Source organism: Kineococcus sp. G2 (assembly GCF_037154035.1).
Classification (GTDB): domain Bacteria; phylum Actinomycetota; class Actinomycetes; order Actinomycetales; family Kineococcaceae; genus Kineococcus.
The window spans coordinates 14,488-40,686 of record NZ_JBBBEM010000003.1 but is presented as its reverse complement, the minus strand read 5'-3'; the positions used below and the strand labels follow the sequence as shown (position 1 = coordinate 40,686).

26 protein-coding genes are annotated in these 26,199 nt (G+C 75.7%); 9 read left to right on the top strand and 17 right to left on the bottom strand.

All coding sequences use genetic code 11. The annotated features are described in order from the left end of the window. Positions 1 to 71: 71 nt before the first annotated feature. The gene (locus V9U69_RS00300; RefSeq protein ID WP_337059288.1) at positions 72 to 689 is read left to right on the top strand and encodes a DUF7711 family protein; all 618 of its coding nucleotides are present in this window, start codon (positions 72 to 74) and stop codon (positions 687 to 689) included. Between the two features lie 16 nt (positions 690 to 705). On the opposite strand, the gene V9U69_RS00295 is transcribed toward V9U69_RS00300, so the two are convergent. Then, complete coding sequence (locus V9U69_RS00295; protein WP_337059287.1) at positions 706 to 1,623, bottom strand: diacylglycerol/lipid kinase family protein; 918 nt, start codon at positions 1,621 to 1,623, stop codon at positions 706 to 708. 60 nt (positions 1,624 to 1,683) lie between these two features. Beyond that, positions 1,684 to 2,895, bottom strand: coding sequence for a glycosyltransferase family 61 protein (locus tag V9U69_RS00290; RefSeq protein ID WP_337059286.1), 1,212 nt, complete (start codon positions 2,893 to 2,895; stop codon positions 1,684 to 1,686). Positions 2,896 to 3,087: 192 nt separating this feature from the next. Between V9U69_RS00290 and V9U69_RS00285 the strand changes: the two genes are divergently transcribed. Together V9U69_RS00285 and V9U69_RS00280 are read left to right on the top strand one after the other, a co-directional pair. Further along, positions 3,088 to 3,453 carry a DUF485 domain-containing protein gene (locus V9U69_RS00285; protein WP_337059285.1) on the top strand — a complete coding sequence of 122 codons (366 nt, stop codon included), beginning with the start codon at positions 3,088 to 3,090 and terminating at the stop codon, positions 3,451 to 3,453. Next, positions 3,450 to 5,114, top strand: coding sequence for a solute symporter family protein (locus V9U69_RS00280; RefSeq protein WP_337059284.1), 1,665 nt, complete (start codon positions 3,450 to 3,452; stop codon positions 5,112 to 5,114). The genes V9U69_RS00285 and V9U69_RS00280 overlap by 4 nt, the downstream gene beginning before the upstream one ends. 82 nt (positions 5,115 to 5,196) lie before the next feature. On the opposite strand, the gene V9U69_RS00275 is transcribed toward V9U69_RS00280, so the two are convergent. From V9U69_RS00275 to rsmI, 6 genes are all read right to left on the bottom strand, one after another. Further along, a complete protein-coding gene (locus tag V9U69_RS00275; RefSeq protein WP_337059283.1) occupies positions 5,197 to 6,384 on the bottom strand; it encodes a hypothetical protein in 1,188 nt (395 codons plus the stop codon). A 155-nt stretch (positions 6,385 to 6,539) separates the two neighbouring features. Then, positions 6,540 to 7,997: a phytoene desaturase family protein gene (locus V9U69_RS00270; RefSeq protein WP_337059282.1), complete on the bottom strand. Its 1,458-nt coding sequence runs from the start codon at positions 7,995 to 7,997 to the stop codon at positions 6,540 to 6,542. 16 nt (positions 7,998 to 8,013) lie between these two features. After that, positions 8,014 to 9,129: an HTTM domain-containing protein gene (locus V9U69_RS00265; protein ID WP_337059281.1), complete on the bottom strand. Its 1,116-nt coding sequence runs from the start codon at positions 9,127 to 9,129 to the stop codon at positions 8,014 to 8,016. Continuing rightward, positions 9,126 to 9,611 carry a hypothetical protein gene (locus tag V9U69_RS00260; protein WP_337059280.1) on the bottom strand — a complete coding sequence of 162 codons (486 nt, stop codon included), beginning with the start codon at positions 9,609 to 9,611 and terminating at the stop codon, positions 9,126 to 9,128. Before V9U69_RS00260 ends, V9U69_RS00265 begins: the two co-directional genes overlap by 4 nt. Before the next feature lie 82 nt (positions 9,612 to 9,693). Further along, a complete protein-coding gene (locus tag V9U69_RS00255; protein ID WP_337059279.1) occupies positions 9,694 to 10,869 on the bottom strand; it encodes a hypothetical protein in 1,176 nt (391 codons plus the stop codon). Positions 10,870 to 11,003: 134 nt separating this feature from the next. Continuing rightward, positions 11,004 to 11,885 carry a 16S rRNA (cytidine(1402)-2'-O)-methyltransferase gene (gene rsmI, locus V9U69_RS00250; RefSeq protein WP_337059278.1) on the bottom strand — a complete coding sequence of 294 codons (882 nt, stop codon included), beginning with the start codon at positions 11,883 to 11,885 and terminating at the stop codon, positions 11,004 to 11,006. Positions 11,886 to 12,014: 129 nt separating this feature from the next. On the opposite strand from rsmI, the gene V9U69_RS00245 reads away from it, so the two are divergent. After that, positions 12,015 to 13,646 carry a dolichyl-phosphate-mannose--protein mannosyltransferase gene (locus V9U69_RS00245; protein ID WP_337059277.1) on the top strand — a complete coding sequence of 544 codons (1,632 nt, stop codon included), beginning with the start codon at positions 12,015 to 12,017 and terminating at the stop codon, positions 13,644 to 13,646. Positions 13,647 to 13,772: 126 nt separating this feature from the next. Continuing rightward, positions 13,773 to 14,714 carry a glycosyltransferase gene (locus V9U69_RS00240; protein WP_337059276.1) on the top strand — a complete coding sequence of 314 codons (942 nt, stop codon included), beginning with the start codon at positions 13,773 to 13,775 and terminating at the stop codon, positions 14,712 to 14,714. A 97-nt stretch (positions 14,715 to 14,811) separates the two neighbouring features. Here the strand turns inward: V9U69_RS00240 and rfbB are convergent, their stop codons facing one another. Beyond that, positions 14,812 to 15,801: a dTDP-glucose 4,6-dehydratase gene (gene rfbB / locus V9U69_RS00235; protein WP_337059275.1), complete on the bottom strand. Its 990-nt coding sequence runs from the start codon at positions 15,799 to 15,801 to the stop codon at positions 14,812 to 14,814. 20 nt (positions 15,802 to 15,821) lie between these two features. On the opposite strand from rfbB, the gene rfbA reads away from it, so the two are divergent. Next, complete coding sequence (gene rfbA, locus V9U69_RS00230; protein ID WP_337059274.1) at positions 15,822 to 16,694, top strand: glucose-1-phosphate thymidylyltransferase RfbA; 873 nt, start codon at positions 15,822 to 15,824, stop codon at positions 16,692 to 16,694. Positions 16,695 to 16,703: 9 nt separating this feature from the next. On the opposite strand, the gene rfbD is transcribed toward rfbA, so the two are convergent. Continuing rightward, positions 16,704 to 17,549, bottom strand: a complete 846-nt coding sequence (gene rfbD / locus V9U69_RS00225) for a dTDP-4-dehydrorhamnose reductase (RefSeq protein ID WP_337059273.1) — start codon at positions 17,547 to 17,549, stop codon at positions 16,704 to 16,706. A gap of 150 nt (positions 17,550 to 17,699) precedes the next feature. On the opposite strand from rfbD, the gene V9U69_RS00220 reads away from it, so the two are divergent. After that, positions 17,700 to 18,329, top strand: coding sequence for a dTDP-4-dehydrorhamnose 3,5-epimerase family protein (locus V9U69_RS00220; protein ID WP_337059272.1), 630 nt, complete (start codon positions 17,700 to 17,702; stop codon positions 18,327 to 18,329). A gap of 79 nt (positions 18,330 to 18,408) precedes the next feature. Here the strand turns inward: V9U69_RS00220 and V9U69_RS00215 are convergent, their stop codons facing one another. From V9U69_RS00215 to V9U69_RS00200, 4 genes are read right to left on the bottom strand one after another with little or no spacing between them, the layout of a single operon-like run. Next, a complete protein-coding gene (locus V9U69_RS00215; protein WP_337059271.1) occupies positions 18,409 to 19,617 on the bottom strand; it encodes a glycosyltransferase in 1,209 nt (402 codons plus the stop codon). Next, complete coding sequence (locus tag V9U69_RS00210; protein ID WP_337059270.1) at positions 19,614 to 20,684, bottom strand: glycosyltransferase family 4 protein; 1,071 nt, start codon at positions 20,682 to 20,684, stop codon at positions 19,614 to 19,616. Before V9U69_RS00210 ends, V9U69_RS00215 begins: the two co-directional genes overlap by 4 nt. Continuing rightward, positions 20,681 to 21,709 carry a polysaccharide pyruvyl transferase family protein gene (locus V9U69_RS00205; protein WP_337059269.1) on the bottom strand — a complete coding sequence of 343 codons (1,029 nt, stop codon included), beginning with the start codon at positions 21,707 to 21,709 and terminating at the stop codon, positions 20,681 to 20,683. Before V9U69_RS00205 ends, V9U69_RS00210 begins: the two co-directional genes overlap by 4 nt. Further along, positions 21,706 to 22,680 (bottom strand): glycosyltransferase, encoded by a 975-nt coding sequence (locus V9U69_RS00200; protein ID WP_337059268.1) that lies wholly within the window; start codon positions 22,678 to 22,680, stop codon positions 21,706 to 21,708. Before V9U69_RS00200 ends, V9U69_RS00205 begins: the two co-directional genes overlap by 4 nt. Before the next feature lie 95 nt (positions 22,681 to 22,775). Here V9U69_RS00200 and V9U69_RS00195 point away from each other — a divergent pair, with 95 nt between their 5' ends. Next, positions 22,776 to 23,669, top strand: coding sequence for a glycosyltransferase (locus V9U69_RS00195; protein WP_337059267.1), 894 nt, complete (start codon positions 22,776 to 22,778; stop codon positions 23,667 to 23,669). On the opposite strand, the gene V9U69_RS00190 is transcribed toward V9U69_RS00195, so the two are convergent. Next, on the bottom strand, positions 23,633 to 23,896 hold the full coding sequence (locus tag V9U69_RS00190) for a hypothetical protein (protein WP_337059266.1): 264 nt from the start codon (positions 23,894 to 23,896) through the stop codon (positions 23,633 to 23,635). The two genes, V9U69_RS00195 and V9U69_RS00190, sit on opposite strands and share 37 nt — an antisense overlap. Between V9U69_RS00190 and V9U69_RS00185 the strand changes: the two genes are divergently transcribed. Then, on the top strand, positions 23,867 to 25,630 hold the full coding sequence (locus tag V9U69_RS00185; RefSeq protein WP_337059265.1) for an ABC transporter ATP-binding protein: 1,764 nt from the start codon (positions 23,867 to 23,869) through the stop codon (positions 25,628 to 25,630). The genes V9U69_RS00190 and V9U69_RS00185 overlap by 30 nt on opposite strands. A gap of 32 nt (positions 25,631 to 25,662) precedes the next feature. Here V9U69_RS00185 and V9U69_RS00180 read toward each other — a convergent pair whose 3' ends face one another. Both V9U69_RS00180 and V9U69_RS00175 read right to left on the bottom strand, forming a co-directional pair. After that, positions 25,663 to 25,989 (bottom strand): type II toxin-antitoxin system PemK/MazF family toxin, encoded by a 327-nt coding sequence (locus V9U69_RS00180; RefSeq protein WP_337059264.1) that lies wholly within the window; start codon positions 25,987 to 25,989, stop codon positions 25,663 to 25,665. Continuing rightward, positions 25,986 to 26,198, bottom strand: coding sequence for a hypothetical protein (locus tag V9U69_RS00175; protein WP_337059263.1), 213 nt, complete (start codon positions 26,196 to 26,198; stop codon positions 25,986 to 25,988). Before V9U69_RS00175 ends, V9U69_RS00180 begins: the two co-directional genes overlap by 4 nt. Position 26,199: the final 1 nt, after the last annotated feature.

Below are 26,199 nucleotides of genomic sequence, written 5' to 3'. Positions count from 1 at the left end.
CCGACACCCGTGCGGCGACCGGCGCACCGCCCCAGCGGCGCGGGCGCCGACGGGCCCGCGAGACTGACCCGGTGAGGTGGGCGACGGCGGTGCGGACCGCGGAGCAGGTGGCGGAGCGCTGCGCGCACGTGGCGGCCCAGCCGCCGGGCATCGTGCGGCTGCGGGTGTCGGAGGCGTGGCTGTGGGGGCCGCTGCTGGGCCCGGGCGCGGACGAGGTGCCCGACGTCGGCGGGGTGGGCGCGGCGCTGGTGTGCGACGCGGCGGCCGAGGACTGCGCCTGGGGCACCGCACCGCCCGGCGCCGGGCAGTGGCTGGCCGCCTCGGGCCTGGCCAGGCGGCCGGTGCGGCTGGTCTTCCGCCCCGCGGGGCAGCCGGTGTGGAACCACGCCGTCGTGCGGCCGGTGCGGTTCTGGAGCGTGGACGACGGGCCGGACGAGGCCGTGCTGGCGGCCGTGCGCGCCGGGCAGGGCGAGGCCCTGCGCCCGCCGCCCCCCGCGCCGGGCGAGCTGGCGCAGCGGCTGGAGCGGGAGCTGGCCGCGAGCCTGGCCGCGGTGCGCCGCACCAGCGCCGACCACGACGCCCACCGCTGGTCCCCGGGCTCACCGGTGGCGCGCGCCGACGCGCTGGCCGACGCGGTGCGCGGCCACCTGGAGCTGCTGGACGCGCGCGCGGGCGCGGTGGGCGGGTGAGCGAGGGGCGCGGCGCTCAGGGGCAGACGACCCGCCACACGTCCGGCAGCATCTCGAAGCGCTCGTAGCGCTGCGGGTCGCTGACCTCCCCGTCCGAGTTGAGCCGGAAGGTGCCCTCCAGGGCCGCGATCTCGACGACCTTGCCGGTGGTGGTGACGACGTCCTGGCGCTGCACGTGCACGCCGCGGCGCAGCCCGGCGGCGAAGCCGATGCGGGCCAGCGGGCCGGTGGAGGTGGAGACGACGACGTCGGCGACGCCGTCGTGGGGGTCGGCACCCGGTACCAGCGGGGCGCCGCCGCCGATGGTGCCGCCGATGCCGATGCCGACGACGAGCACCGGCCGGTCCCCGGCGGTGACGACCTCGCCGTCCACCTCCACGCGCAGCCGGAAGCCCCGGCCGGCGCTGATGCCCGCCCACACGGCCCCGACCGGGTAGGCGCCGGCTCCCAGGCGCCGCTTGAGCCGGTGGGCCTTCTCGGTGGCCGAGGCGCCGATGCCGGCGTGCACGGTGTTGACGGTGATGCGCCCGCCGCTGTCGACGAGCAGCTCCAGGTCGCGCGGGCGGCCGTGCACGGCCACGTGGGCGGCGGCCACCGGGTCCAGCGGCAGGTGCAGGGAGCGGGCGAGGTCGTTGCCGGTGCCGAGGGGCACCACGCCGAGGGGGCCGACCTCGCGGGTGGCGCCGGCGTCCCACAGCAGCTGCAGGGCGGCGTGCAGGCTGCCGTCCCCGCCGAGCAGCACGAGGCGGCGGCCCTGCGCGCTCAGCAGCGCCGCCCGCAGGTCGTCGAGGTCGCGCGTGTGGCGCAGCTCGACGTCGGCGGCACGGCCCATCTCCCCGACGGCGGCCTCGACCGCGGGTGCGCACGCGGTCCCCGCGGCGGCGTTGACGACGGCGAGGACCCCGCCGGGCTGCTCCAGCTGCTGCTCTCCCACGGCCGGTGCAACGCGGGGCGGGCGCCCGGCGTGCCCCGTGCCCCCCCGCTCGGGGGAACCTCACAGCACGGCTCCCCCCGCCCGGTCGACCCGGGTGCGCGCGGGGACCAGCCGGTCCAGCAGCCGCTCGAGCGCGGGGAGGTCGGCGATCACGTCGGCCTCGTTGTCGAGGAAGGCCAGCGGGGGCGGCAGGGCCGGCTCGGTGCCGCGCAGGACGTGGTGGTGCAGGCCGGCGACCGCCGCCAGCTTGTGGAACGTGGGGTACGTCAGGCCCCCCGGTGCGATCTCCACCAGGTGGGAGCCGGGCGGGCAGTGGACGGCGTTGGTGAGGCCGGCGCCGTGGACGCCGACGACGACGCGGGCGCAGGAGAACAGGGCGACCTCGTCGGCCAGGTGCGCCTCGTCGAGGTCGACGACGGTGAACCCGCGGCGGCGCACCGCGTGCAGCACCTCCTCGCGGTTGAGCAGCCGTCGCCGGCCGGTGTCGGGCCGGTCGACGAACAGCAGCTCGGGGCCGTCCGCGCGCCGCAGCGACCGCGCCCGCTCGCGCACGTCGCGCACGACCCAGCGCGGGACGTCGTAGCCCGCCGACGGCACGGAGCTGACGAGCAGCCGCTCGGTGGTGACGCGGCTCTCGGCGCCGGAGACCTCGACGCGGGCCTCGCGCGGGACGCCCAGGTGGTCGAGCCACTCGCCGAGGTAGCCGCGGTCGAGCCGCGGGACGAGCCAGTGGTCCACCAGCGACAGGTCGACCGCGGCGGCGAGCATGCTCACGCGCGGCACCCCCTGCACCGTCCAGTGGTAGTAGTTGCGCACCCACGGCGCCAGGAGGGAGGCGGTGGTCCCCGTCAGGTGCACCGCGGGACCGGTCGGGCGCACGTGCGCCGCCATGCGCGCGGCGGAGTGCTCCCGCTCCTGCCACAGGTCCGCGACGAGGCGGCCGGAGGCGAAGACCCAGCCGAAGCCGCTGACGACGGTGGCGCCGGCGAGGTCGAGGACGACCTGCTCGGCGACGTGCCCGGTGTGCGTCGCCCGCCACTGCCGCCAGACGGCGCCCGGGACGTCCGCGGGGCGGTGCAGGGGCGCCACGGTGGCCCGGTGCAGGACGAGCCGCCGGGCGGCGCCCTCGGCGGCGAGCTCGGCGGTGGTCGTCGACGGGTGCTCGACGCGCCGACCGCCGGCCCGCTCCCACCGCTCGCGCACCCGGTCCCGCACGTGGTGGCCGGCCACCCGCTTCAGGAGGTAGGGCCACCCGGTGTTCCCCGTTCGCACGGCGCCATGGTGACCGTTCAACCAGCGAAGGGCCAGCCCCGGCCCCTCCCCGGCACCGGACGGCTTCCGGAAAGGGGTCCGGTCCTTCCGGTAACGAGTCCGGCGTTGCGCGAGCGCTGCGCCACCCCGGACGGCTAGCGTGACCGTCCTCACGATCCGGGGAACGGTCCCCGGGAGGACGAGGAGGTTCTGGTGAGCACGACGGACCACGGATCGAGCGGCCCGCCGGCCGGTGCGGGGCCGAGCCGCACGCCCTACGAGGACGTGCGCGACTCCCCCGAGTTCCAGGCGCTGCGACGGAGGTTCCGCCGCTTCGTCCTGCCCCTGTCCGCCTTCTTCCTGGTGTGGTACGCCACGTACGTGCTGCTGGCGGCCTACGCACCGGAGTTCATGAGCACCCGCATCGGGGACAGCAACATCACCGTCGGCCTGCTGTTCGGGCTGGGTCAGTTCGTCTCCACGTTCGCCATCACCACGGCGTACGTGCGCTGGGCGAACCGGCACTTCGACCCCGCGGCGGAGGAGCTGCGCCACCGCGTCGAGAGGAGCGGCCGGTGAACGCCGCCCTGCCCACCCTGCTGCCCGCCGCGGCGGCGGCCGGCACCGAGATCGGCAACCCCGTCGTCAACATCGCGATCTTCGTCGCGTTCGTGGTGGTGACCCTGGCGGTGGTCCTGAGGGCCAGCCGCAACAACCGCACCGCGGCCGACTTCTACGCCGGCGGCCGGTCCTTCACCGGCGGCCAGAACGGCGTCGCGATCGCCGGTGACTACCTCTCGGCGGCCAGCTTCCTCGGCATCGCCGGGGCCATCGCCCTGTACGGCTACGACGGGTTCCTGTACTCTATCGGCTTCCTCGTCGCCTGGCTGGTGGCGCTGCTGCTGGTGGCGGAACTGCTGCGCAACACCGGCCGGTTCACGATGGCGGACGTCCTCAGCTTCCGGCTGCGCGAGCGGCCGGTGCGCACGGCCGCGGCCATCTCGACGCTGGCCGTGTCGTTCTTCTACCTGCTCGCCCAGATGGCCGGGGCGGGCGGCCTGGTGGCGCTGCTGCTGGGCATCGACTCGCGCGCCGGGCAGAACCTCGTCATCGCCGTCGTCGGTGCGCTGATGATCCTGTACGTGCTCGTCGGCGGCATGAAGGGCACCACCTGGGTGCAGATCATCAAGGCGTGCCTGCTCGTGGTCGGCGCCGCCGTGATGACGGTGTGGGTGCTGGCCCGCTACGGGTTCAACCTCTCCGACCTGCTCGGTGCCGCGGTGTCCGCACCGGGTTCGCTGGGTGAGCCGCTGCTGGGGCCGGGCGCGCAGTACGGCGTCAGCGGCACCACGACGCTGAACTTCATCTCGCTGTCGCTGGCCCTGGTGCTGGGCACCGCCGGCCTGCCGCACGTGCTGATGCGCTTCTACACGGTCCCCAGTTCGAAGGAGGCCCGCAAGAGCGTCGTGTGGGCGATCTGGATCATCGGGATCTTCTACCTGTTCACGCTCGTCATCGGCTACGGCGCCGGCGCGCTCGTCGGTCCGGACGTCATCAGGGCGGCCCCCGGGCGGGCGAACTCCGCGGCCCCGCTGCTGGCGTACGAGCTGGGCGGGACGATCCTGCTGGGCATCATCGCGGCCGTCGCGTTCGCCACGATCCTCGCGGTCGTCGCGGGCCTGGCCATCACCGCCAGCGCGTCCTTCGCCCACGACATCTACGCCAGCGTCATCAAGAAGGGCGACGTCACGCCCGAGGGCGAGGTCCGCGTGGCCCGCACCACGGTCGTCGTCATCGGCGCCGTCGCGATCGTCGGCGGCATCTTCGCCAACGGGCAGAACGTCGCGTTCCTGGTGGCGCTGGCGTTCGCCGTGGCGGCCAGCGCGAACCTGCCGACGATCCTGTACTCGCTGTTCTGGCGCCGCTTCACCACCCGCGGTGCGCTGTGGAGCACCTACGGCGGCCTGATCTCCTGCCTGGTGCTCATCGCGTTCTCCCCCGTCGTCTCGGGCAAGGTGGACCCGGCGACCGGGGCGAGCCTGTCGATGATCCGCGACACGGGCGTGGACTTCTCCTGGTTCCCGCTGGAGAACCCCGGCCTGGTGACGATCCCGCTGGCGTTCTTCCTGGGCTGGCTGGGCTCGGTCACCGGCCGCGAGAGCGGCAACGAGAAGCGCGCCGCCGAGATGGAGGTGCGTTCCCTGACGGGCGCGGGTGCGGAGAAGGCCGTGCAGCACTGACCCGCACACCTCCCGCGCGCAGGGGCCGCGGATCCCGGGTCACCCCGGGGTCGCGGCCCCTGCGTTCGCGTGCGCGGCGCCGTCAGGTGCAGGCCGGCTGCACGGGGACGGGCAGGCCGGTGTCGGCCCACGTGTCCGTGGGGAAGCCGGTGCCGCGGGGAGCGATGACGGCGCCGTAGCGGTTGCCGTGCCCGTAGCGGTTCCGGGAGAACACGACGTCCGAGAAGGTCGCCACGCAGCTGACGTTGACCGAGAAGGTGCCCCCGTTGAGGAAGTTGTCCTCGACGAGCACGTCGCGCAGCTCCTGGGGGCCGGTCTCCGAGCCGAGCTGGACGGCGGCGTTGAGGAAGTCGCCCGAACCCGCCTGCCGCGGGTCGAGCGTGTTGTGCCGCAGGACGATCCCGGTGCCGGAGGTGGACTGCACCGCGTCGGTGTGGACGCCGTCGCGGCGGACCAGGTCGTGCACCCAGCTGTCCTCGACGGTGACTGCGCTGCCCAGGCGCGGGCCGTCGGCGGTGCCGTGCACGTCGACTCGGCGCAGCGTGTACCCGCTCCAGCCGATGGCCACCTCGGCCTTGCCGCCGCCGTCGATCTCGGAGTCCTCCATGACGAAGCCGGGGGCGCCGACGAGGCTGACCGCGCGCAGCACCTCGCTGTCGCAGGTGATGCGCGAGTTCCGGACCGTGACGTCCGGGGCGTGGACGGTGAGGCACCCCTGCACGTCCAGGCCGTCGAGGACGGCACCGGCCTCCCAGACGTCCAGGTCGGTCGAGGGGGTGAGCCGCACGCCGTCGGGAACACCGGTGCTGGAGGCGTCCGGGTACCCGGTGGGAACGCTCCAGACATCCAGCGGGACGACCCGCAGCCACTTGGTGACCGTCTGGACCTGGTACTTGCCGCTGTAGAGCTTGGCGACGAGGGCGACGGCCCCGGAGCGGCCGGTGAGGTCCACCGTCCCGGTGCCGCTGCGCGAACCACCGGCGAGGACCACCGGTCCGACGGACCCGACGGCCACGGAGTCGAGGAAGTAGGTGCCGCGGTCGAACACCACCGGGGTGGTGGTCGTGATGGGCACGGTGGTGGCGGGGATGTTCGCCATGTTCACGCTGGCACCCCGGTACGTCATCACGGGACCGGTGGCCGCGCGGGCGGGGGCCACGGCGAGGGCCGGCAGCGAGAGCGCGGTCACCAGCACGGCGAGGACCGCGGTGAGCGCCGGGCGGTGCGGGCGGGCGGCGGCGGTGCGTCGCCCTGGACGGGGTGTGGACACGGTGATCCTCCAGCAGCGTGGGACGTCTGCTGAGGGTTTCGGCGGCCCGCGGCGCCTACTGCTTCGACCGAGCGGTCACCGCGAACGGGTGAGCCCCGGTCACGGGTGGCGCTGGTTCCGGGCAGTGGTGGTTCCGGGCACCGTCGGGGTCGGCGTCAGCCGGAGGGACGTTGCCGGCGCCGCCGGGACAGGTCGACCAGTGCGGCTCGAGCTGCGTGGTAACCGCACATCCCGTGCACCCCGCCCCCCGGGGGTGTCGCGGCCGAGCACAGGAACACGCCCTCCAGCGGAGTGGCGTAGGGGTTCGTGGAGACGACGGGCCGGAACACCTGCTGGCGGACCGTGAGCGCCCCGCCGCCGACGTCCCCGCCCACGAGGTTGGCGTTGCCGGCCTCCAGGGCGGCCGGCGGCGTGGTGACGCGGCGCAGGACGCGGTCGCGGAAACCCGGCGCGAACCGCTCGACCTGCGCGTCGACCCGGTCGGCGGTCGAGGTGTCGTCCGAGGAGTTCGGGGTGTGCGCGTAGGCCCACACGACGCGCTGCCCGCCCGGTGCACGACCGGGGTCGGCGACGTCCTGCTGGGCGAGCAGCACGAAGGGGCGCTCGGGGTGCCGCCCGCGCACCACGGCGTCCTCCGCCGCGGCGATCTCGGCCGCCGTTCCGCCCAGGTGGACCGTCACCGCCCCGGCGAGGCGCTCGTCCCGCCAGGGGACGGGACCGTCCAGGAGGTAGTCGACCTTGTGGGCGGCGGGGCCGTAGCGCCAGCGCCGCAGGGCGCTCGCGTACTTCGGGGGCAGCGCGTCACCGGCGACGGCCAGCAGCTGCCGCGGCGTGAGGTCCAGCAGGGTCACGTCCGCCTCCCCCGCCACCGCGAGGTCGCGAAGGTCCCGGACGGTGTGCCCGGTCAGCACCCGCCCGCCGTGCTGCTCCAGCTCCGCGGCGAGGGCGCGGGTCACGGCGCCGGCGCCGCCGGCCGGGACGGGCCAGCCGGTGGCGTGGGCCGCGGCCCCGAACAGCACCCCGAACGCCGCGGTGAGGGGGTGGTGCTGCGGCTGCAGCGCGTGCGCGGCGAGCCCGGCGAACAGGGCCCGGGCCGGTTCCCCGCGGAAGGCGGCGCGGGAGAGGGCGCTCGCGGGCCACGCCGCGCGCAGGCCGAACGACGCCAGCGCCAGCGGCGAGGCCGGTACGCGCAGCAGGGGGCCGAGCAGGTCCGGCACGAGGGCCTCCCAGCGGCGTACCGGTCCTGCGAAGACCGCCCGCCAGGCCGCCTCGTCGCGTCCCAGCCCGGCGGCGGTCTCCGCCAGGTCGGTGGTGAGCAGCGCGGCCGGGCCGTCGTCGAGGGGGTGCCCGAGCGCCACCGGCCCGTGGCGCCAGCGCAGGCCGTGGCGCTCCAGCGGCAGCGCGGTGAACAGCGGGCTGGCCACGCCGAAGGGGTGGACCGCGGAACCCACGTCGGTGATCACGCCGGTCCCGAGCAGGTCGCTGCTGGCGGCGCCCCCGCCGATCCCGTCGCGGGCCTCGAGGACGGTCACCTCCAGACCGGCGCGGGCGAGCACGACCGCGGCCGACAGCCCGTTGGGCCCGGCCCCCACCACCGTGGCGCGGCCGATCACCGCACCGCCGCCCGTCTCACCGGGCGGCCGCCGCCTCGTCGTGCACCGGCTGCGGGGCCCGGCTGCCGGGACGGCCGCGCCGCAGCAGCGCCCGCGCCTGCCGCAGCAGGTACCAGGCGCTCACGAGCGCACCGAGGAGGACGATCAGCTGCCCCTGCCGCGGAACGACCCACTCCTCGGGGCGGAACGCCGCGAACGCCCCGACGGCGACGGCGACGGCCCAGCCGTACCGGGCGAGCCAGCGGCGCGGCAGCGCCCGCACCGCGGGCAACCGCAGCGATCCCCACGCCACGAACGCGGCGTCGGTGAAGACGTTCGCCGCGAAACCGATGTTCATCATGAGCAGCACGCCGAAGTGGAAGAGCGTGGCGACGGCGATGCCGATCCGCCACGCCCGCCAGTTCAGGACCGCCAGGACGAGCAACCCCTCGAGCAGGACGGTGGCGACGTCGACGGACTCCCAGAAGAGGACGCTGCGCACGTCGAGGAAGGTCCCTGCCAGGAACTCGGTGCGTCCGTTGACGTGGTACTGGGTGTGCATGACGCCCTGCACGGCCTGCGTGGCCGGCGACAGCCAGCCGCTGAGCAGCTTGGGCGCCGCGGCGGTGAGGAAGCCCAGCCCCACCAGCAGGGCGAGGAGCCGCAGGGGCCACTGGGGGGGTGCCGGCGCCGGTCCGGTCGCGGGAGCGTCCTGCCGGTACCGCCGGCGCAGGGCGTCCACCGATACGGCGTCGCCCCACCGGGCGAAGACCAGCACCAGCGGTACGAGCACGAGGAAGATGCTGTGGTCGATCTTCCCGAAGCTGTAGGAGATCCCGTTGCCCGTCAGCAGGGTGAGGCCCACGACCACGGACGCCGTCCGGGTGAAGAGGCCCAGCAGCAGGAAGCCGGCGGCGAGGAGGACGAGCAGGTCGAGCGCCACCAGCACCTCGCGCGGCGGGACGGCCCGCAGCAGCATGAACGGCCCCGGCGGGCCCTTGACGAAGGAGTCGGGGAACGGCGCGACCCAGGTGAAGCGGGAGGGCGTCAGGAGCAGCAGCACGGCGAACAGCACCCGGTAGCGCCCCAGGTCAGTGGCGGTGAACGGCCCGCGCGCCACCCAGCGGTCGAACGCGCCCCACGCGCCGCTCACGGCGCCGCCCCCAGGTCCACGCGCACGTGCGAGGTCTCCTCCACCACGCGCCGGGAACCGTCGTCGAGCGAGTACCCCACGCGCTGCCAGCGCACGTCCACCGCGGTGGCGGTGCGCTCGTCGAGGGTGGCGACCCGCTCCCGCAGCCACGCCACCGTGCGCGGGTCGTCGGCGCGCTCCTGGGTGCCGAAGCCGCGGGTGAACACGAAGCGCGGCAGGACCTTCGTGGGCGGCAGGACCTCCTCCACGCCGACGGCGCGCGTCGCGCCGCCGGCGAACTCGACGGTCACCGACGCCTCGGTGGTCACCGCCTCGCGCCCGGCCAGCGGAACACCGCCGAAGGAGGGCTGGTAGAGCCCCGGGTACGGCTCGGAGGCGACGTGCCGGATCGCCACCTGGGCGGGCAGGGCCAGCACGGCGAGCGCGAAGACCAGGCGGACGGCTCTGGTCGGGGCGTCGGCTCGTGCGGTGGGAGTCGGCACGGTGGGCACTCTAGAGCGATCGAGCGGTTGCGCAGCGTGCCCACCCCGGATTCTCCCACCCCCCTTTCGAGGGACCGGGAGGTCAGCAGGCCGACTCGACCGGGACCACGGCGCCGGTGTCGATCCAGGTGTTGCCGGTGAACGTCACACCGGCGGGCGCGATGACCGGACCGTACTTGCCCCCGTGGCCGAACCTGTTGCCGCGGAACACCACGCTGCCGGTCAGCCGCGCGGTGCAGCTGACGTTGACCGAGTAGGTGCCGCCGTTGAAGTAGTTGTTCTCGAACAGCACGCTGCGCAGCTCGTGGTTGCCGGTCTCGGTGCCGAGCTGGACGGCCGCGTTGAGGAAGTCGCCGACGCCCGGGGTGCGCGGGTCCAGGGTGTTGTGCCGGACGGTGATGCGGGCGCCGGTGGTGGACTGCATCGCGTCGGTGTGCACGTCGGGGTCGCGGACCAGGCCGTGCACCCAGCTGTCGACGATGGTCACGTCGTAACCCAGGCGGGGACCGTCCTGGGTGCCGCGCACCTCCACCCGGCGCAGGGTGTACCCGCCCCAGCCGATGGCGACCTCGGCGGCACCGTTCCCGCCGTCGATCTCGGAGTCCTCCATGACGAACCCCTTGGCGCCCTGCAGGGACACGGCCAGCATGCGCCCGTCGGCGCAGGTCACACGGGAGTTGCGCACCACGACACCGGTCGCGCGCACGGTCAGGCAGCCGATGTCCAGGCCGTCGAGGACCGTGCCGGGGGTGGTGACCTCGAGGTCGCCGACCGGCTGCAGGACCTTCCCCGCGGGAACCCCGGTGGTGTCGGCGTTCGGCCAGCCGGCCGGGATGCCCAGCGGGACCGGCGGGACCAGGCGCAGCACCTTGTACACCTTCTGCACCATGTACTTGCCCTTGTAGAGCTTGGCGACCAGGGTGACCGATCCGCTGCGCCCGGCCAGGTCCACGGTGCCGGTGCCGCGGAACACGGTGCCGTCGCCGGTCACCGAGTCGATGGTGCCGACCTGCGCGGAACCGATCCAGTAGGTGCCGCGGTCGAACTCCACCGCGGTGGCGGTCTCGATGCCGATGGCCTCGGCGGGGATGCGGGCGTTGTTCACGCTGGCGCCGTCGTAGGACATCACGGGTGAGATCGCGGCCTGCGCCACCGGCGCGACGCCGGTCCCGGCGCCGAGCGCCGCGACGATCGCGGCGGCGGCCAGCAGGGCGCGGGCGCGACGGCGGGCGGGGCGGGGGGCGGTGCTGGTGCGCATCGTTGGCTCCGGTGGTTCGAGGGTTTCTGCTGCCCTCTCTGCATCGGGGGTCCCGCGCGCCTACTCTCTCCGCCCTCGGGGTGCTGGCGAACGGGTGAGTCCCGGTTACACCCGCCTCGCCGAGGGGTAGGGAATCACCCTCGAGCGGCCCGCTGCGCGGCCGCGGCGGCGTCGTAGAGCTCCCGCGAGGTGGCGCCGTGGGCCTTCGCCACCTCGCGCACCGCGTCCTTGAGCCGCTCGCCCGCGCCGACGCGCTCCAGCACCCGCTCCACCAGCTCGGCCTCGCCGAGGGCACCGGCACCGGGCTCGGCGCCGGCGACGACCAGGCACACCTCACCGCGCACCTCGCGCGCGCCCGCCCAGTCGGCCAGCTCCCCCAGCGGTGCGCGCACGACCTCCTCGTAGGTCTTGGTCAGCTCCCGGCACACGGCGGCGGGGCGCCCGGCGCCGAAGGCGGCGGCCATGGCGGACAACGTGGCGGCGGTGCGGTGCGGGGACTCGAAGAAGATCAGCGTCCGCTCCTCGGCGGCCAGCTCCCGCAGGGCTCGCTCGCGCTGCCCGGGCCGGCGGGGCGGGAAACCCTCGAAGGCGAACCGGTCGCTGGGCAGGCCGGACAGGGCCAGGGCGGTGAGCGCCGCCGAGGGGCCCGGCAGCGCGGTGACGAGCAGGCCGGCGTCGGCGCAGGCGCGCACCAGGCGGTAGCCGGGGTCGGAGACCGAGGGCATCCCGGCGTCGGTGACGAGCAGGACGGTGGAGCCGGCGGCGACCTCCTGCACCAGCTGCGGGGTGCGGGCCGCCTCGTTGTGCTCGTGGTAGCTGAGGACCCGGCCGCCGGTGCTCACACCCAGCGCGGCGCACAGCCGGTGCAGCCGGCGGGTGTCCTCCGCCGCGACGACGTCGGCGCCGGCGAGGTGCTCGCGCAGGCGCAGCGAGGCGTCGCCGGGGTCACCGATGGGCGTCGCGGCCAGCACGAGGCGGCCCTCGCCGGGCCCGGCCGGGGTCACCTGGTCCTCCACCCCCCGATGGTCGCGCACGCCCCGCCGGGCGCGGCACCGCCCCCGGCGCAGCACGGCCCGCACCTACGATGAACCGCGTGATCGAGCGCTGCGAGGACCACGCGTGAGGCCGCTGCCGAGGAGGGGGCGGTGAGCGCGGTGACGACGGAGCGCACCGCCCGGTGGAGCGTGGAGGCGGCCCGCGAGCGCCTGCTCGGCGGCCCCTCGGAGATCACCGGCGAGTCGTGGCGGCGCGCCTGGCTGCCGCTGCCGCTGCTGCTGGTGACGGCGATCGGCGGGTTCCTGCGCTTCTGGCGCCTGGGCGAGCCGCACCAGCTGGTCTTCGACGAGACGTACTACGTCAAGCAGGGCTGGTCGCTGCTGCAGCACGGCGTGGAGCTGCGCAACGACGAGTCGATCCCCACCCCCGACGCCCTGTTCACCGCCGGCACGCCGGACGTGTTCGGCACCGAGGGCGACTTCGTCGTCCACCCCCCGGTGGGCAAGTGGATGATCGGCCTCGGGCAGTGGCTGTTCGGGGTGGACTCCTCCTTCGGCTGGCGCTTCTCGGCGGCCCTGGTCGGCACGCTGTCGATCCTGCTGATCGGCCGGGTGGCGCGGCGCCTGTTCCGCTCCACCCTGCTGGGGGTGACCGCGGCGGTGCTGCTGGCCACCGACGGCCTGCACTTCGTCCAGAGCCGCACCAGCCTGCTGGACGTCTTCCTGTCCTGGTGGGTGCTGGTGGCGTTCGCCTGCCTGCTGGTGGACCGCGACCGCGCCCGGGAGCGCCTGGCCCGGGCGGTCGCCGAGCGCGGCGCGGGCGGGCCGGGCCCGCGGCTGGGGTGGCGGCCGTGGCGGCTGGCGGCCGGGGTGAGCCTGGGCCTGGCGTGCGGGGTGAAGTGGTCCGGGATCTACGTGCTGGCCGTCTTCGGCCTGATGACGGTGCTGTGGGACGCCGGCGCGCGGCGGGCGGTGGGGGTGCGCGCGTGGCTGCCGGCGGCCGCCTGGCGCGACGGCGTGCCCGCCTTCCTGGCGATGGTGCCGGTGGCGGTGGTCGTCTACGTGGCCACCTGGGCGGGCTGGTTCGCCTCCGAGGCGGGCTGGGACCGACGGTGGGGGGCGCAGCACCCCTCCGCGGGGATCGGCGACCTGGTGCCGGACGCGCTGCGCTCGCTGTGGCACTACCACCAGCAGGCGTACGAGTTCCACGTCGGCCTGGACAGCCCGCACCCGTACTCGGCGAACCCGTGGTCCTGGCTCGTCCAGGGCCGTCCCACGTCCTTCTTCTACGAGGCGCCGAAGCTGGGCCAGCAGGGCTGCGAGGTGGCGGAGTGCTCGAAGGCGATCACCTCGCTGGGCACGCCGGTGCTGTGGTGGGCCGGGGTGGTGGCCCTGCTGGTGCTGCTGTGGTGGTGGGCGCTGCGCCGCGACTGGCGCGCCGGGGCCGTGCTGGCCGGCTACGCCGCGACGTACCTGCCGTGGTTCCAGTACCAGCAGCGCACGATCTTCACCTTCTACGCGGTGGCCCTCGTGCCGTTCGTGGTGCTCGGCGTGGTCTTCGCGCTGGGCCTGCTGCTCGGGCCGGACCCGGGCGCGGCGGTGCTGCGCGGCGGTGTGGGCGTGGAGGCCGCGCTGCGGCGCCGGCGCCTGGGAGCGGTGGCCGCGGGGACCGTGGTGGTGGCGTGCGTGGCGTGCTTCGCCTACTTCTGGCCCGTCCACACGGCCGAGGTCGTCCCCTACGGGGCGTGGCAGGACCGCATGTGGCTGCCGAGTTGGGTGTGAGCGCCCGGCACCGGGAGGTGCGCGTGTGGTGATCATCATGTGACAGTCACATTGGGAGATGGTTACAGTGCGCGCTGTCACAGGCTGCTCCGACCGGGTGGCCGCGATCCGGACGAGGTCTCGCTCATGACAGCACTGCTCGTCGCCAACGACGGCGGACACCTCATGCAACTGAAGACCCTCGCGAGGAGGCTCCCCCTCCACGACACCTTCCACTGGGTGACGGTCCCGACCCCCCAGTCGCTGTCGCTGCTGGAGGGCGAGGAGGTCACCTGGGTCAAGCCCGGGCCCACCCGTGACGTCAGGGCCGCCGTGCACAACGCGCTGCTCGCCTCGCCGCTGTTCAAGCGGCGGAAGGTCTCCGCCGTGGTGAGCACCGGCTCCAGCCTCGCCGTCTCCGTCCTGCCGCAGGCGCGCCTGCACGGCGCGCCCGCCTACTACATCGAGAGCGCCACCCGCACGGACGGGCCGTCCCTGAGCGGCCGGCTCCTGTCCCGGGTGCCCGGCGTTGAGCTGTACACCCAGAACTCCTCCTGGGCCTCGCGGCGCTGGAAGTACGCCGGCTCCGTCTTCGACGGGTGGCAGGTGCGGCCGGTCGAGCAGGCCCAGAAGGTCTCCAGGGTGGTGGTGTCCCTGGGCACCTCCCGCACCTACGGCTTCCGCCGGCTCCTGGAGCACCTGGCGCCCATGCTGCAGGAGGCGGGAGCGGAGGTGCTGTGGCAGACCGGCACGACCGACACCAGCGGGCTGCCCGTGGTCGACGCCCGTCCCGCCGTGCCCGCCGCCGAGCTCGGCGCGGCCATGCGCGAGGCCGACCTGGTGATCGCGCACGCCGGCACGGGTGTGGCGCTGGAGGCGCTGCAGGCCGGCAAGCTGCCGATCCTCGTGCCGCGGCGCGCGGAGTTCGGCGAGCACGTCGACGACCACCAGGAGCAGATCGCCGGGATGCTCCGCGCGCGCGGCCTGGCCGTGGTCCGCGAGGCCGACGCCCTCGGCCACGACGACTTCCTCACCGCCGCCTCCAGCGCCGTGGACCTGCGCGGCGACGCCCAGCCCCTGGCGCTCTGAGGCGGCGCGGGCGGTCGTCCCGCCCGCCCCGGGTGCGTGCCCCCGCAGCGGCGCGCACCCGGCCGGGCCGGTGGGCCCGGGGTCAGCGCACCCGGGGTCAGCGCACCACGGACAGGTGCTTCAGCAGCGGCTGCCACCACTGCTCGTTCTCGCGGTACCAGGCGATCGTCGCGGCCAGGCCCTCGTCGAAGCCGTGGCGGGGCTCGTACCCCAGCTCGGTGCGGATCTTGGAGATGTCCACCGAGTAGCGCCGGTCGTGCCCCTTGCGGTCGTCGACCTCGCGCACCCGGTCCCAGCCGGCGCCGAAGGCGGCCAGGATCCGCTCGGTCAGCTCCCGGTTGGTCAGCTCCGTGCCGCCGCCGATGTTGTACACCTCGCCCGGGCGCCCGGCGTCCAGGACGAGCTGGATGCCGCGGCAGTGGTCGTCCACGTGCAGCCAGTCGCGCACGTTCAGCCCGTCGCCGTACAGCGGCACCGTGCCGCCGCGCATCAGCGAGGTGATGAACAGCGGGATCACCTTCTCCGGGAACTGGTACGGCCCGTAGTTGTTCGAGCAGCGGGTGACCACCGCGGGAACGCCGTGCGTGCGGTGGTAGGCGCGCGCCAGCAGGTCGCTGGACGCCTTCGAGGCCGAGTACGGGCTGTTCGGCTCCAGCGCGTGGTCCTCGGACCAGGAACCGGACTCGATGCTGCCGTAGACCTCGTCGGTGGACACGTGCACGAACTTCTCCACGCCGTGGCGCAGCGCCGCGTCCAGCAGCGTCTGGGTGCCCACCACGTTGGTGTGCACGAAACCCGCCGCACCCGTGATGGAGCGGTCCACGTGGCTCTCGGCGGCGAAGTGCACCACGGCGTCGGCGCGGGCGATGAGCGCGTCCACGGTGGCGGCGTCGGTGATGTCGCCCTCGACGACCTCCAGGCGACGGTCGTCCGCCACCGGGTCGAGGTTCGCGAGGTTGCCCGCGTAGGTGAGCTTGTCCAGCACCACCAGGGACTCCACGTCCTGCGCGCCGTGCACCCCGGTCAGGGCAGAGCGCACGTAGTGGCTCCCGATGAAACCTGCACCGCCGGTGACCAGGAGTCTCATGAGCGTCATACTACGGTGCCATGCGCGGAATCATCCTCGCCGGCGGATCCGGCACCCGGCTGCACCCCATCACCCAGGGGATCAGCAAGCAGCTCGTGCCCGTCTACGACAAGCCGATGGTCTACTACCCGCTGTCCACGCTCATGCTGGCCGGCATCCGCGACGTCCTGGTCATCACCACCCCGCACGACGCCGACGGTTTCCGCCGCCTGCTCGGCGACGGCTCGCAGTTCGGCATCTCGATCAGCTGGGCGGTGCAGCCCTCCCCCGACGGCCTGGCGCAGGCGTTCGTCATCGGCGAGGAGTTCATCGGCGGCGAGTCCGTCGCCCTGGTGCTGGGGGACAACATCTTCTACGGCCCCGGCCTGGGCACCCAGCTGCGCCGCTTCGACGGGCTGAGCGGCGGGGCCGTCTTCGCGTACTGGGTCGGCGACCCCGGCGCCTACGGCGTGGTCTCCTTCGACGAGCGGGGCAACGCCCTGTCGCTGGAGGAGAAGCCCGCGAACCCGGCCAGCAACTACGCCGTGCCCGGCCTGTACTTCTACGACAACGACGTCGTGGGCATCGCCAAGGCGCTGCGCCCCTCCGCCCGCGGGGAACTCGAGATCACCGACGTGAACCGCACCTACCTGGAACGCGGCGCGCTGCGGGTGGAGGTGCTGCCGCGCGGCACGGCGTGGCTGGACACCGGCACGTTCGACCAGATGCTCGCCGCCGGCAACTACGTCAGCACCCTGGAAGCGCGGCAGGGCCTGAAGATCGGCTGCCCGGAGGAGATCGCCTGGCGCAACGGCTGGCTGGACGACGACGCCCTGCGCGAGCGCGGGCAGCGCCTGGCCAAGAGCGGCTACGGGGCCTACCTGCTGGAACTGCTCGCGCGCGGGGTCCGCTGAGCGCAGCCGTCAGCCCAGGACGGCGGCGGCCGCCACCTCCCAGCGCTCGCGCCAGTCGCCCACGGGTTCCACGCCCACCGGCGCCAGGTTCGAGGTGTCCAGCACGGAGAACGCCGGCCGCGGCGCGGGACGCACGAACTCCGCGCTGGTGACGGGTTCCAGCGACACCCGCTCCAGCCCGGCCGAGGCCAGCACCGCGGCGGCGAACTCGAACCAGGAGCAGCGGCCCGCGGAGACCGCGTGGTAGGTGCCCGCCGGGGCGCCGGCGGCCACGAGGTCCAGCGCGAGGCGCGCCACGTCCCGCGTCCAGGTGGGCTGGCCGACCTGGTCGTCGACGACGGACAGCGCTCCGCGCTCGGCGCCGACGCGGGCCATCGTCTTCGGGAAGCACGCACCGTGCTCGCCGTACAGCCAGGCGGTGCGCAGCACGAGCGCGTCGGCGCCGCTGGCCGCGACCGCCCACTCCCCCGCGGCCTTGGTGCGCCCGTAGGCCCCGCGCGGCGCCTGCGGGGCCTGCGGCGCGTAGGGCTCGGTGGCCTCGCCGTCGAACACGTAGTCGGTGGACACGTGCACCAGTCGCGCCCCGGCGGCCGCGGCGGCGAGCGCGAGGTTGCGGGCACCGACGGCGTTCACGGCGAACGCGGCGGCCTCCTCGGTCTCGGCGGCGTCCACCGCGGTGTGCGCGGCGCAGTTCACGACGACGTCCGCACCGGTCGCCGCGCGCCGGCAGGCGGCGAGGTCGGTGACGTCGAGGTCCGCGCGCCCGAGGGGCGTGACGTCCTCCCCGCGCTCGCGCAGCGCCGCCACGACGTCCGTCCCCAGCATCCCGGCGGCCCCGGTCACGACCCAGCGCACACGTCCCCCTCGTCCTCCTCCGGCACGACGCGCCGCAGCCTACGGTGACCGGTTCCTCACCGACAGCCTGCACCGCCGGCGGGTTCGCTCGGTAGGGTCGCGCCCGCAGGGCCCCGACCGGGGCCACCGCCGGCGGAGAGGAACAGCACCGTGCAGACGCGCGAGTTGAGCGTGCCCGGAGCCTGGGAGTTCACCCCCCGGCAGTTCGGCGACGACCGCGGCACGTTCCTGGAGTGGTTCAGGGAGCCGGACTTCACCGGCACCGCCGGGCACGGCCTGGCGCTGGCGCAGGCGAACTGCTCGGTCTCGGCGGCCGGCGTGCTGCGCGGGGTGCACTACGCCGACGTGCCGCCGGGGCAGGCGAAGTACGTGTTCTGCGCCGCGGGCGCCGTCCTGGACGTGGTGGTGGACCTGCGGGTGGGCTCGCCGACGTTCGGCCGCTGGGACTCCGTGCTCCTCGACGACGTGGACCGCCGCGCCGTGTACCTGTCGGAGGGGCTGGGGCACGCGTTCCTCTCCCTGGCCGACGGTTCCACCGTCGTCTACCTGTGCTCGGCCGGGTACGCCCCCGAGCGCGAGCACGGCGTGCACCCGCTGGACGCGGACCTGGCCATCGACTGGCCGCGCACCGGGCGCGACGGGCGGGAGCTGGAGTTCACGCTGTCCGGCAAGGACGAGCAGGCCCCGACGCTGGCGCGGGCGCGCGAGGCGGGGGCGCTGCCGGTGTTCGAGGAGGTCCAGCGGTTCACCGCCGGGTTGCGGGCCTCGGCCGCGACCTGAGCTCCTTCCCAGGTGTTCCGCCTCCCCTGAGGAGCGCGGCCGCGGGCACCGCCCGCCGCCGGCCGCTGCCGCACCGCCGTCAGCGGGCCGGGGCCGCCTCGGGCGCCGGGCGCGGGTCCTCCTCGCCGGACGCGGGCCCGGGTGCCGGCAGCAGGCCCAGCAGCTGACGCCAGCGGCGCCCCCGCTCGCGCCAGGTGTGCCGGGCGGCGAACGCGCGGCGCTCGTCCGCACCGGCCGCCGGGTCCCCGGCGAGCTCGGCGACGGCGCGGGCGAAACCCGCCGCGTCGTCGGCGATCCGCACGCCCGGCGCACCGAGCCACTCCACGGCGTCCAGCCGGCTGGAGACGACCGGCAGGCCCGCCGCCAGGTACTCCAGGACCTTCAGCGGGAAGCTGGCCCGGTTGAACTCCGAGAGGGTGTACGGCATGACGCCGACCGCGGCGCGGGCCAGCACCGCGGCGACCTGCGCGGCGTCGCGCGGGCCGAGCCAGTGCACCCGCTCGTGCGCCACCAGGCGCTGCCAGGTGGCGTCCTGGGTGAACGTGGGCTGGCGAGGGCCGACGACGACCAGCTCGGTGCCGGCGGCGACCAGCTCCTCCAGCCAGTCGAGGTCGATGCGGTCCGAGACCATGCCCAGGAACACCGCGAACGGGCCTGCGGGCAGTTCCGGCGCCTGCGCCGGGGCCGGGGCCGCGACGGGCTCCGGGGCGCCGGCGGGCACCAGGTGCGCGGTGCGGCCGCGCTCGGCGGCCAGCCGCTGCAAGCGCGGGGAGACCACGACCACCTCGTCGGCCAGGTCGATGCTGCGCCCGCGCCCGGCGCGCAGCCGCCCGGCGGGGACGCCCACGAGCTCCGCGCCGGCGACGTAGTCGTCCTTGACGAGGAACGCGGTGCGCGCGCCCAGCGCACGGGCGACGCGCGCGAGCGGGCGGGTGACGTGCTGCGCCGAGACCACCGCGCGGGGGCGGCGCCCGTCCCGCAGGCACGCCGCCAGCAGGGTCAGCGCGATGGCCGGGCCGTTGAGGTGGTGCAGGCCGCGGCGGCGGCTGGCCGGCGGCACCCACGGGGTGACGACGCGCGTGCCGGCGGGGGCGGGCACCGGCCCGCGCCCCAGGCGCAGCCCGTCGCGCTTCGTCCACACGGCGGTGGGCGGCTGCACGAACAGCACGTCGTTCTCGCGGGCGAGCTCGGCGGCCAGGCGCTGCTCGTACAGCCGGTGGCCCTCGAACGCCGTGCTGGAGACCACGGCCACCAGCGGCCGGCGCCCGGTGCCGGGTCCGGGGTTCACGCGACCTCCCGCAGCAGGCCGGCCAGGTCCGCGGCCATCCGGGCGGTGGAGAACCGCTCCCGGACCCGCGCGCTGCCGCGACGGCCCATCTCCGCCGCGCGCTGCGGGTCCTCCAGCAGCCCGCGCACGGCCGCGGCCAGCGCCGCGGCGTCGCCCGGCGGCACCAGCAGCCCGGTCTCGCCGTCGGCGACGTAGTCGTCCATGCCGGGCGTGCGGGTGGTCACCACGGGCAGGCCGACCGCCATCGCCTCCAGGGTGGCGGTCAGCCCGGAGCAGTGCAGGTTCGGCACCAGCGGGACCACCGCGACCGAGGCGGTGGCGTACAGCTCGTCGCGCAGCGCGACGTGGTCGAGCTGGACGGTGCGGGAGCCCTCCCCGGCATCCACGGGCCGGTGGGTGGCGACGGTGAGGGTGGCGCCCGGGTGGGCGGCGCGCACCGGGGCCCACGCCGCGGCGAGGGTGGCGTAGTCGCGGTGGCGGTCGTTGCCGACGGAGACCACGGCCCCCGGGAGGGGGTCGGCGGTGCGCGGGGCCCAGAACCCCGTGTCCACGCCCTGCGGCACGTACCGCACGTGCGGTCCGTCCAGCCCCCAGGAGCCCAGCACGGGCAGTTGCGCGCGCGAGAGCACGAACAGGCCGGCGGCGCGCGGCAGGAACCGGCGGGCGAGGGCGCGCGCGGCGCGCGGGCCGTCGTCGGTGCACCAGACGACGCCGGAGACCACGGGGCGCCGGCGGCCGGCGGAGGCGAGGGCGGGAACCCCGATGCGCTCCTCCCAGGTCAGCAGCGGGCAGGCGCCGGCCCAGGAGCGGCCGCCGAAGCGCATCCCGTCCAGCAGCCTGCCGCTGACGCGCTCCACGGGGTTCGCGGGGCCCACGCCGAGCAGCTCCGGAGCGAGGCCGTGCTCGGCCAGGCGGTCCAGGCCGTAGGGGAAGCGGTCGGGGACCAGGCCGGCGGCGTGCCGCTGCGGCCAGCCCGCGGTGTGCGCGGAGGCGACCGCCACCTGCACCGGGGTGCCCCCGGGCGTGGTGGTCGCGACCCCGGCCGCTCCGGGTCCGGGCGTGCTCACGGCGCGGCCGCCAGGGGCGAGCCGAGCAGTTCGCGCGCCAGGTCCACGGCCTCGTCGGCGGTGGCGGCGGTGCGGGTGAGCTCGCTGCCGGAGGTCCACGCCTCGCGGAAGTCGCGGATCTTCCCGTAGGAGTTGTCGAGCACGACGTGCGGGATGCCGAGCAGCAGGCACAGGACGTGCCCGTGCAGGCGGTCGGTGACGACCACCCGCGCAGCGCTGAACGTGCGGACCCCCGCGTCGAGGTTCTGGCGCGCCATCGAGGAGTACAGGGACCTCAGGACGGGTTGCGTGAGCGGGGCGGTCGCCCCCGACTCGGCGCGGCGCACCGCCCCGACGCCGCGGCGCTTGGCCTTCCACGCGCGGCGCGAGAACCGGTGGGTCCCCCAGTCGGTCACGGGCAGGCCCGCGCGCCGGAACTCGTCCGCGTACCCGCGGCTCTCCCGGTCGGCGCGCACCAGGCAGAGGATGTCGGTGTCGACCGGGGCGGTGCGCCGCAGGGGCCCCAGGCCGAACGCCGCGTCGGGGACGAGGGACACCCGGGCCGCGGGGAACATCGAGGAGGCCAGTTCCCGGCTGCGGCGGTCGCGCACCATCAGTTCGAGGTCCGGGTGGGCGGCCAGCGCACCGGGGACGGCGCGCTCGGGGTGGTCGTACCACAACGACTGCGGCAGCTGGACGATCCGCTGCCGCGGGAACTGCGCGGCCACCTCCTCCCGGAACCTCTGGAAGTCGGGCCAGACGTCGCCGAAGTTCCCCCCTCCGCTCAGCATGATGGGGGCGTCGCCGTTGCACCGGCGCAGGGCCGAGCCGCGCAGCCCGTGCTTCTCGCAGACGTAGGTGACCTCCACGCCGGCGCGCGGCAGGAGGCGCCGCGTCCCCGCCCAGATCAGCGAGTCACCGACGTTGCGGTACCCGGGGAAGTCGAGCAGGGCGGCCCGCGGTCCGCCGACGGCCGTCCGCACGGCGTTCCACCAGCGGTCCGCCAGTCCGTGGATGAGGTCCAGGTCGGGCCGGGGGTCGGTCATGCGGGGAGTGTAGGGGTGCGGGTACCGGGCGTCACCGACCCGCTGCGCAGCGCGCAGGGCGCGTAGACGGCGACGAACAGCGCACGGGCGGTCGTGTGCGCGGCGAGGTAGCGGGCCCGGTCCGCGGGCGTGTTCAGCACGCCGGGGCGCACCGGCGGGTGCGCCAGGGCCGCCAGGGCCAGCCGCGCGTGCGAGGCGGCGACACCGGCGAAGTGCCGCCGGCCCCGCCCGCGCGCGAGGTCCACGTCGCGGCGCCCGCGCGCCACCCGCAGCGTCTTCGCGCACATCTGCGACCACGTGGAGCGGGCCGGGTGGTGCACGACGGCGTCGGGGGCGTACCCCTGCGCGCCGCCGCGCGAGGCCAGGCGCTGCCCCCACTCCGCGTCCCCGCGCGAGGCCAGCGAGGCGTCGAACGGGCCGATCTCCGCCACCGCCGAGCGCCAGGTGAACAGGTTCGCGGTGACCGCGAAGCGCTGCTTGGCCAGGTACTCGCTCTGCGGGAAGGCGTGCGCCGCCTCGTACAGCTCCCACGCGGTGCGCGGGCGACCGGCGGGGAACGTCAGCTCCACGGCGCCGCCGACCATCGCCAGGTGCTCCCCGGTGCGCCGCAGCGCCTCCACGCCGCGGCGCAGCCAGTCCGGTTCGGGGGTGCAGTCCGCGTCGGTGAACGCCAGCACCTCGCCGTCGGCGACCTCCAGCGCGCGGTTGCGCGCCCGGTAGGAACCGGGCACCGGCTCGGACAGCAGCACGAACCGCTCGTCGTCCGGCAGGGCGGTGGAGACGTCCTCGCGGGAGGCGTTGTCCACGACGAGGACGCGGAACCGCCCGGCCGGGTAGTCCTGCGCCCGCAGCGCCGCCAGGCACCGGCGCAGGTCGTCGACGCCGTCGTGCACGGGCACGACGACGGTCGCGGTGGGGGGTGCGGCGGGCGTCGCGGCCTCCCGCTCGGCGGTCTCCCTCAGGGCGGTCACGTGGCGGCATCCTGCTACGCCGGGTCGCCGGGGTGCAACGACGGGTGTGCGACGATGCGCCCCGACCACCCCGCCCCCGGAGGGACGCCCGCCCCATGCCGAGCGCCGCGCCGATCCCCGAGCCGGCCCCTGAGCCGACCAGCGCCCCCGCCGTCGACGTCGTCGTCCCCGTCAAGGACGACCCGCGCCTGGAGGCCTGCGTGCGCGCCCTGCTGGCGCAGGACCACCCGGCGGACAAGCTGCGGATCATCGTCGCGGACAACGGCTCGCGGCACCCGCGCACCGACCTCGCCGACCTGGACCCGCGCGTCGAGTTCCTCAGCGAGCCGCGTCCGGGTTCCTACGCGGCCCGCAACGCCGCCGTCGCGCGCGCGAGCGGGGACGTGCTGGCGTTCACCGACTCCGACACCCTGCCGGACCCCTCGTGGGTGTCGGCGGCCGTGCGGGCCCTGGACGCCGGGGCGCGCGTCGTCGCCGGCCGGGTGCGGGTGTACCCGCGCGACCCCCGCCGCCCGCACCCGGTGGAGGCGTTCGAGGTGGTCAACGCGTTCCGGCAGGACCGCACCGTGCCGCGGGGTTTCGCCGTCACCGCGAACCTCGTGGTGCCGCGCGAGGTGTTCGACGCGGTGGGGCCCTTCGACGACCGCCTGCTCTCCGGCGGGGACGCCCAGTGGTGCGCCCGCGCCGTGGCCGCCGGGTACCCGCTGACGTACGTGCCCGACGCCGTGGTCCGCCACCCCGCGCGCGAGTCCTACGCCGAGGCGTGGAAGAAGCTGTGCCGCGTGCAGGAGGGCCGGCAGCGGCGCGTGCGCGACGGCGAGCAGCCTCCCGGGGCGCTGTCGGTGCGGGCGTTCGCGCCGCCGGTCGGTGCGCTGGCCCGCGCGGTGCGCGCCCGGGAGCTGAACGGCCCGCGCAGCCGGGCCGCGTACGTCGTGGGCGCCTTCTACATGCGCTACGGGCGGGCGGCCGCGGCGGTGAAGTACCGCTGAGCGGCCCCGGGACCGGGCCGGGCCGGCACCGGGCTGCGCGCGGGCCCCACCGGCAGCCGCCGGCGCACGAGCAGCCCGAGCACGAGCAGCCCGCGCAGCCCGAGCAGCCCGCGCCACCGCCGGGCCGGGTCGACGACGTCGCCCTGGCGCAGGAGGGCCGCGAGCGCCGGCGCGAGGTGCGGGCGCTGCCCGCGCTGGTGGCGGAGGCGCTGCGGCTGTGCTGGCACGCGCGCCGCCGCGACCTGCTGCTGGTGTTCGGCGTGCAGCTGCTGGCCTCGGCGCTGCTGGGCGTGCAGGTCCTCGTCGGGCGCGAGGCCCTGGCCCGCGCCCTGGGCGGCGCCGGCACCGGTGCCGCGGCTGTGGCGGACCTGACCGGGCCGCTGCTGGCGCTGGCGGCCGTCAGCCTGGTCGCCGGGTTCTCCGGGGCGGTGCGCGGGCAGCGGCTGCGCCTGCTGTCGGAGGCGGTGCAGCGCGCCGTGTGGGGGCGGGTGCTGGACGTCACCTCGAGCGTGGAGCTGGAGCGCTTCGACGACCCCGCCTTCTACGACCGGCTGCAGCGGGTGACGACGAACGCGGTGTCGCGGCCCGTGGGGGTGGCGCAGGGCCTGGTCGGCATCCTCGGCGGCCTGGTCGGCAGCGTCGGGCTGTTCGCGGCGCTGTGGTCCATCGAGCCGGTGCTGCTGCCGGTGCTGCTGCTGGCCGGGGTGCCGCTGTTCCTGCTGTCGCGGCGCGGTGGGCGCCTGGAGTTCGACTTCGCCGTGGCGCAGACGCCCGCGTACCGGCACCGCGCCTACCTGCGCGAGACGCTCACCGGCCGGCGCGAGGCGAAGGAGGTGCGCGCCTACGGGCTGGCCGGTGCGCTGCGCGGGCGCTACGAGGCGCTGGCCGGTGCGTACGAGCGCGACCTGCGCCGGCAGGTGGCGCGGCGGGTGCGGCTGGCGGTGGCGGCGCAGGCCCTGACGGGGGTGAGCCTCGTCGTCACCGCCGTGCTGCTGCTGTGGCTGGTGGGCCGCGGCCGGCTCTCCCTGGCCGACGCCGGTGCCGCCGGGGCCGCGGCGCCGCTGCTGGCCTCGCGGCTGCAGGCGCTGACCTCCGGGGTGGGCAGCGTGCTGGAGTCGGGGCTGTTCCTGGACGACCTGCGCGCCTTCCTGGCCCTGGGCGGCCCGGCCGCCGCGACCGGCCCGGTGCGGGCGGCCGGGACGTTCGAGCACCTGCGCCTGGAGGGCGTCTCCTTCAGCTACCCGCGCGCGGCGCACCCGGCGGTGCGGGACGTCTCGCTGGAGGTGCGGCGCGGGGAGGTCGTGGCGCTGGTCGGGGAGAACGGCTCGGGCAAGACGACGCTGGCGAAGATCGTCGCCGGGCTGCACTCCCCCAGCGCGGGCGTCGTGCGCTGGAACGGCGAGGTGGTCACCGGCCCGGGCGCCGCGGCGGTGCGCGAGCAGGTGGCCGTCGTCTTCCAGGACTTCGTGCAGTGGCGCATGAGCGGGCACGACAACATCGCCGTGGGCCGCACCGGCCGCCCGGACGAGTCGGAGGCGGTGCCGGCGGCGGCGCGGCAGGCCGGCGCCGACGCCCTGCTGCGCCGGCTGCCGCAGGGGTACGCCACGCCGCTGAGCACGGAGCTGGCCGGCGGGGTGGACCTGTCGCTGGGGCAGTGGCAGCGGGTGGCGCTGGCGCGGGCGTTCTACCGCGGCGCCGACCTGGTGGTGCTGGACGAGCCGACGGCGGCGCTGGACGCGCGCGCCGAGGCGGAGCTGTTCGCGCAGGTGCGCGAGCTGGCGGCCGGGCGCACGGTGCTGCTGATCTCGCACCGCTTCTCCAGCGTGCGCGAGGCGGACCGCATCGTCGTGCTGCGCGAGGGCGGCGTCGACGACGTCGGCACCCACGCGGAGCTGGTGGCGCGCGGCGGGCTGTACGCGGAGCTGTACGCGCTGCAGGCGCAGGCGTACCGGGAGGGGTGAGCCCCCGCTCACCACCGGTGGTGGGCGAGAGTTCAGCCCAGCGACAGGTACAGCCCCAGGCGGGACTCGACCGTGCGCACCTCCTGCGGGGACAGCCGACCGCGCAGGCGCAGGAGCTGACGCTTGCGGACGCTGTGGATGTCGGTGACGTTGACGAACGACACGTCGTGCCCCGTCAGCCCGGCGTCCGCGTCGAGCGGCACGTGCGTGGCACGGGGGCCCGCCGTCCCCGTCGTCAGCAGGACGGCCAGGTGCCCCAGGCGCTCGTGCAGGACGTGGTTGCTGACGACGACGGCGGGGTGGTCGCCGGCCTCGTCGAAGGCGACGTCCCAGACCTCTCCGCGGAACGCCTGGTTCACCGGCGCAGGCCGTCCGGCAGGGGAGCCTCGTCCCCGCCGTAGAAGTCGCTGATCTCCTGGGCGGCCCGCTGGGCCTCCACCTCGCGGTGCAGCAGCCGCAGCGCCCGGCGCACCGTCTCGGTCCGGTCGAGCCCGAGGTACTCCGCGTCGGCCGTGGTCTGCTCGGCCTCCTCGGCGGGGAGCCGGAAGGACCACATCTGCGCCGTCATA